This window comes from Binatus sp. (SeqCode) (assembly GCF_036522015.1).
Lineage (GTDB): Bacteria > Desulfobacterota > Binatia > Binatales > Binataceae > Binatus.
Genome location: NZ_DATDGQ010000262.1, coordinates 1 through 5300 on the forward strand (window position 1 = coordinate 1; position 5300 = coordinate 5300).

At 60.7% G+C, this 5300-nt stretch carries 5 protein-coding genes and 1 pseudogene; 4 read left to right on the forward strand and 2 right to left on the reverse strand.

Features of this window, described 5'->3' with window-relative positions; all coding sequences use genetic code 11:
• Window positions 1-387: 387 nt before the first annotated feature.
• Window positions 388-537 (forward strand): annotated as a pseudogene (locus tag VIW95_RS17500) (pyridoxamine 5'-phosphate oxidase family protein); the annotation flags it as partial.
• Between the two features lie 88 nt (window positions 538-625).
• Window positions 626-817 (forward strand): hypothetical protein, encoded by a 192-nt coding sequence (locus VIW95_RS11355; protein ID WP_331586504.1) that lies wholly within the window; start codon window positions 626-628, stop codon window positions 815-817.
• Between the two features lie 12 nt (window positions 818-829).
• Here VIW95_RS11355 and VIW95_RS11360 read toward each other — a convergent pair whose 3' ends face one another.
• Both VIW95_RS11360 and VIW95_RS11365 read right to left on the reverse strand, forming a co-directional pair.
• Complete coding sequence (locus VIW95_RS11360; protein ID WP_331586506.1) at window positions 830-2587, reverse strand: S53 family peptidase; 1758 nt, start codon at window positions 2585-2587, stop codon at window positions 830-832.
• 572 nt (window positions 2588-3159) lie between these two features.
• Window positions 3160-3339, reverse strand: coding sequence for a hypothetical protein (locus VIW95_RS11365; protein ID WP_331586508.1), 180 nt, complete (start codon window positions 3337-3339; stop codon window positions 3160-3162).
• A 629-nt stretch (window positions 3340-3968) separates the two neighbouring features.
• Here VIW95_RS11365 and rpoZ point away from each other — a divergent pair.
• Together rpoZ and VIW95_RS11375 are read left to right on the forward strand one after the other, a co-directional pair.
• Window positions 3969-4163: a DNA-directed RNA polymerase subunit omega gene (gene rpoZ, locus VIW95_RS11370; protein ID WP_331586510.1), complete on the forward strand. Its 195-nt coding sequence runs from the start codon at window positions 3969-3971 to the stop codon at window positions 4161-4163.
• Window positions 4164-4275: 112 nt separating this feature from the next.
• On the forward strand, window positions 4276-5300 hold a 1025-nt coding region (locus tag VIW95_RS11375), incomplete at its 3' end, for a sigma-70 family RNA polymerase sigma factor (RefSeq protein ID WP_331586512.1).

Genomic DNA, 5300 nt, shown 5'->3' on the forward strand with positions numbered 1-5300 from the left:
GGATCGCCAAACGGGCCGCATCCAGAGGTCGCGGCGGCTACGGGACTCGACGCAGCCAGCATCGCAACGGCGACGAAAACGAAAAGAGAAATGGCCCTCTCGCGAATTTGGTAAAAATGACAATCTGTCATTCGTGACTCCTTCACCCCGATTTGCCCCAAGCTCGAGGCCTTCAGATTGGGCACGCAATTTCGGTACCTTATCGCGCGCCTTCAGATATCAAAGAGAATTCAAACCGAATTTGATGCACCGATGCGCCATGAACGTAATCCAGGTGTGAACCGAAGAAAGTTTTTACATGTGGCCGCTGATTCCGAAAATCTCCATGGACACAGTTTCGAGAAAGTCGTAGTCCCAGAAGATGCTGACCTAAATGGAGATATTCACATGAAGATTCCGCAATCGTTGCGCGAGGTGATCGCGAAGGGACCGTACGCACATTTGACGACGCTCAATCGCGACGGCAGTCCGCAGGTGACCGTGGTGTGGGTCGGAATTGAAGGCGAAGAATTCGTGATAGGTCATTTGGCGGAGCATCAGAAGGTCAAGAACATCCGGCGCGATCCGCGAGTCGCTGTCCATCCTCAGCGACCAGACCAGCGCGCAGGGGATGCGGGAATATGTGGTGGCGTACGGCAACGCGCGCATAACCGAAGGCAGCGCAGTGCCCCTGCTGCAACGCCTCGCGAAAATCTATCTGGGTCCCAAGGCAGTCTTCCCACCACCTTCGATGCTCAACATTCCGGGTTTCATCACCCGCATCGCGCCAGACCGCTTTACCGGGGTCGGACCGTGGGCTGCCAAGTCTGCCGAGTAAAAGCTGGTCGAACTACGGGCCTAAATACGCCGGGACGAAGAGGCCCATGTCGACGGTGCCCCAGCCGCTGGCCTTGTCGTAGCCGGTCATCGCGGAAAATCCGGTGACGCCGTTGAAGTTTGTATTGCCTGAAGTTACGTCGCGGATTCCCGTCTTCGCGGCGTTGGCTAGCGCGCCTAGCTGGTAGATCCGCGCGTTCAGATTGCCGATCGGAGCGTTATTGAGCTGCGAGATCAGTTGGCTGATGCCTGCCCATGCCGGGGCGCCGAGGCTGGTGCCTCCTATGCAGCATACCACCGCCGGCGTATTGCCGTCGCGGCCGCCGTAGAAGAAACCGGGCGTTGCGGGACTCGCGCCGAACGAGATGTCGGGAACGTCGCGGTTTTTATCCTTCTTGATGAGCCCTTTCTGGAATGCGGGCTTCTTGAAGAATTTGCTCTGGCCGCTGCCCGCGGCGCCGTCGCCGTCGTTCCACACCGTTTCTGAAACGAAGCCGTCGTCGTTACCGCCCAGGTAGTTCGGCGTGAACTCGGTGCCGCCAATCGCGGTCACGTTCGGCGACGCGCCGATTTCATTGACGTTGCGCGACGTGCCTGCAACGCAACCCCTGGAGTTGAGCTTGAGTCCCGCCGCGCCGTCGTCGCCAGTCGCGATAAACAGCGACTGACCTTGCGAGGCCGCCTGCGCAAAAAATCCGTTCTGGGTTTTGTAGAAGCCCTTCGAGCCGCCGCAGAAGCTGAAGCTGATGCTGATCGCGCTGCACGGGCTATTCCGCTCCGTCACTGCCGCGTGGATGGCGTCAAGAATCGCTGACGACGACGTATGCTTCTGATCGCCCAGATACATGCGGATGCTCGAACCGGGCGCCACCGCATGCGCATAGGTCACATCGACCATTGTCTCGTCTTTGTCCACATTCAGGCCCGGGTCGGTGTTGTCGACGAGCACCGCACTGAAGTTCGTATCGGTTAGCGCCGGCAGGCCGAACTGGGTGTCGAACGCGTCGGCGGCAGGCGCGTCGATGTTCGAATCCTCGACCACCGCGATACATCGAGTGCCGGTGCCGCCACCGTCGATGTTCAGATTCAGCAGCGGCGTTTCGTTGTAGAAGGTGTAGATGTCGGGAGGACCGAAGGCCGGTCCCGCGTTGTTAACGATCGACGCAGGAGAACTTGCGCTCGGGGCCGGCTTCGACACGCGGCGCGCCAGCGGCATGCTGTGCAGCAGGTTGTCGAGGCCGCGGATCGATTCGACTACGGGAGCCAGCGCGGCGGGCACGGCGGGATCGCTGATGTTGGAATACAGACGGCCGTCGGTCGACGCGGCAATCTTCACGCCGAAAACATTTTGCGCCTGCGCCACCGTGCCTGTGAAAGAAACCTCGCGCGTCGAGGCGTCGGCAGAGTTGACGGTGAAGCCTTTCTTCCTGAGCCATCGCGTGACTCGGGCAAGGTCGGCGTCCGTCGGTCCGAAACGGCTGGTGAACGCGTCGGGCGTCAGCCATCGATGGTATTGCGCCGACGAGGGGTCCTGCTGATCGGCGAGCAGCCGAGCGAGGTCGTCGCGGTTGCGCAGCGCCATCGTGATGCGCATCGCGAGCGGCTGCGTCGGCGATGCGACCGCGGCGCCGACAACGTCGGCCGCCTCATCGGGATGGTTGCCGTCGAGAATCGTCGCGGGACCATCGGCGGCAGCCGGCCGACCGATCCCAACAATCAGAGCGATCGCTGTCAGCATGAAAAACTGGCGCAACGCCCCAAACCTGCCCATCAAACTCGTGGATCCTCCACTTGATATACGCAATAGGGCAGGGATTGATTCAAGTGGGGCAAAAGAGACTTGAGAACAGGGCGGAATTTGAAATCACTTCCCAGTGAGTTGGCGGATCATCGAGGCTTCGTCGAGGAGCGCCCAGTGCTCGACCATCCTGCCCTCGCGGAACCGCGAGATGTTGAGGACGAGGCGATCCTCGAAAGCCATTTCCCGTTTCACCACGCAGTGCCGTCGTTCCCGCATTCGTGCAGACCGCTGTGTGCCCCACCCGGTGGGATTTTGATGATACAGTAGCCGATATCCGGATTATTACAGCGGGGACATGGTTTTCCGCATGCTTTGTTCAGATCGTTTTCGCCTTTCAAAGAATGCTCCCCTTTAGGCGGCTCTTGACTCATCGTGCACCTCCCTCGATTTTCGTAGGGCCCGGAAAGTATCAGTGGGACGAGGCTTCGCACAAACCGAACGGAGGCGAAAGGTAACTGTCTCAATTCGGGCGACAGGGTGCGATCGCGTATCGGGCTAACCGAACGTGGGGCGGCCAGGCCCTTGAAAACAACCCGTAGGGTTCATCGACTTGGACGAGCCGAAACGTTTAGCCGCATGACGACCCCACTGCCGGTTGCGGTGCAGTACTTGGCGAGCGGGCCGTTCTCGTGCGCGTGCACCGTCAAGGCGCCGACGAAATAGCAGGCGAACAGGAAGATCGCGATTACGGCGAAAACGCGGGCGCCTTTGTCCTGTTTCACGGCGTTACCGCTCGGAACGCCTTGTATGTCACCGGGACTATTTGGTCGGTGATGCGGATCGGCATCGAGGCGGTGGCGCAACGAGCGGTGGTTATCCATGCGCGCGAGTTTTAGCCGTTGGTTGCGGGCGATTCCAGCAAAGGCTGTTCAATCGAACCGATCCGAGACGCCCAAATTGCAAATTAATCTGAGAGAAAGGTCTTAGCAGGGCAAAGGATTCACGATTTTGTAAGAGGACTCTGACCTTCGCTGCTATATCTACGAAATTCTCAGAGCCTCCTTGCCGCGCGCGTGAAATGACGGGCGCGGCAGCACTAGCGTGCGGAACGCGGGTCATTCTGAATTGCGGGAAATGTTGTCCTCACCCGACGCTCGGGGACGAGCGTCGGCCGCGTGTCTGTGACACCTCGCCTCGTTGGCGAGGCCAGGAAGGAGCGGGCAGAGGACAGAATCTTGAATCGCGCGCGGAAGACGCGCGCTGTACGCGGACCCTCACCTTCGATCCTCTCCCTTACAGGGAGAGGGGAAGAACCAGCTCGCCCGGTTATGCACGGCTTTTCTTAATACTGGGTGCAGGGGTCACCCCTGCGCGTTGACACGGGGGGGTGGGGGTTGGAGAATCATTCGCAATGGCACGAATTACCGTTGAAGATTGCCTGGAGAATATTCCTAACCGCTTCGAGCTTGTGCTTGGGGCGGCGCGGCGCGCGAAACAGCTGCTCAAGGGCGCGCGGCCGCTGGTGGAATCGGATAATAAAGAAGTAGTGACGTCGCTGCGCGAAATCGCCGCCGGCAAGGTAACGATCGAAGAACCCGACGCCTGACCGGCGCGATCGATCCATATCAACCGACACACGCTGCTTGCCGCCGACGGCTGGAGCGTCGCTGTCTGCATTCTCGATTCGCCAGCATCGTGCTGAAGCTGGAGCCTCTTCTGTGGCGCGCAAACCCGGCAAACCAATAGTTCGCAAGCGGCCGGCGAAACCGAAGAGCGCCGGCAAGGTTCGTCGCGGGCGCGTCCTAGCTGAGCCGGTGGTGGCCGACGATTCTGAACTCGAGCTCGATGCGGAGGGGGCGACCGACGACAAAGATGCGCCGATCGAAGTCTCCGAGTTTCATCCGGTAGAAAGTATCGAGGGCGACGCGACGGCCGAATCCGCCGCGCCGGAAGCCGGTGGTGACAAAGACGCCGACGATGATAAAGACGCTGACGCCGATCAGAAAGGCGGCGCGCTGGTCGCCACCGATCCGCTCGGCAGATACCTGACCGAGATTCGCCGCTTCCCGCTGCTCTCGCGCGAAGAGGAGGCGGTGATCGCGCGGCGCTACGTCAAGAACAAGGATCCCGAGGACGCTTACCGGCTGGTGACGGCCAACCTGCGGCTGGTCGTGAAGCTCGCGTACGAATTCGCGCGCGCAACCAAAAACGTGCTCGACCTTATCCAGGAGGGCAACGTCGGCCTGATGGAAGCGGTCAAGAATTTCGACCCCGAGCACGGCATCCGCTTTCCGTCGTACGCCGTGTGGTGGGTGCGCGCGTACATTTACCGCTACCTCATCAACAACTGGCGGCTGGTGAAAATCGGCACGACGCAGGCGCAGCGCAAATTGTTTTTCAACTTGCGCAAGGAGACCGAGCGGCTCGAGCGCGAAGGATTCAAGCCGCAGCCGCTGCTACTGGCGCATCGGATGGGCGTGCGCGAGAGCGACGTGCGCGAGATGCAGGAGCGGATGGGACAGAGCGAGGTCTCGCTCGACCAGCCGACGGGGTCCGGCGACGACAACGATACGCGGCTGCTCGACGTGATCCCCGACGCCGGGCACAATCCGGAGACCGAAGCGGCCGACCGCGAATGGCGCGACTTCGCGCGCGACAAGGTCAAGCAGTTTGCCGACACGCTCGCGGGCAAGGAGCGGGAGATTTTCGATGCGCGGCTGCTGGCCGAGGAGCCCGAGACGCT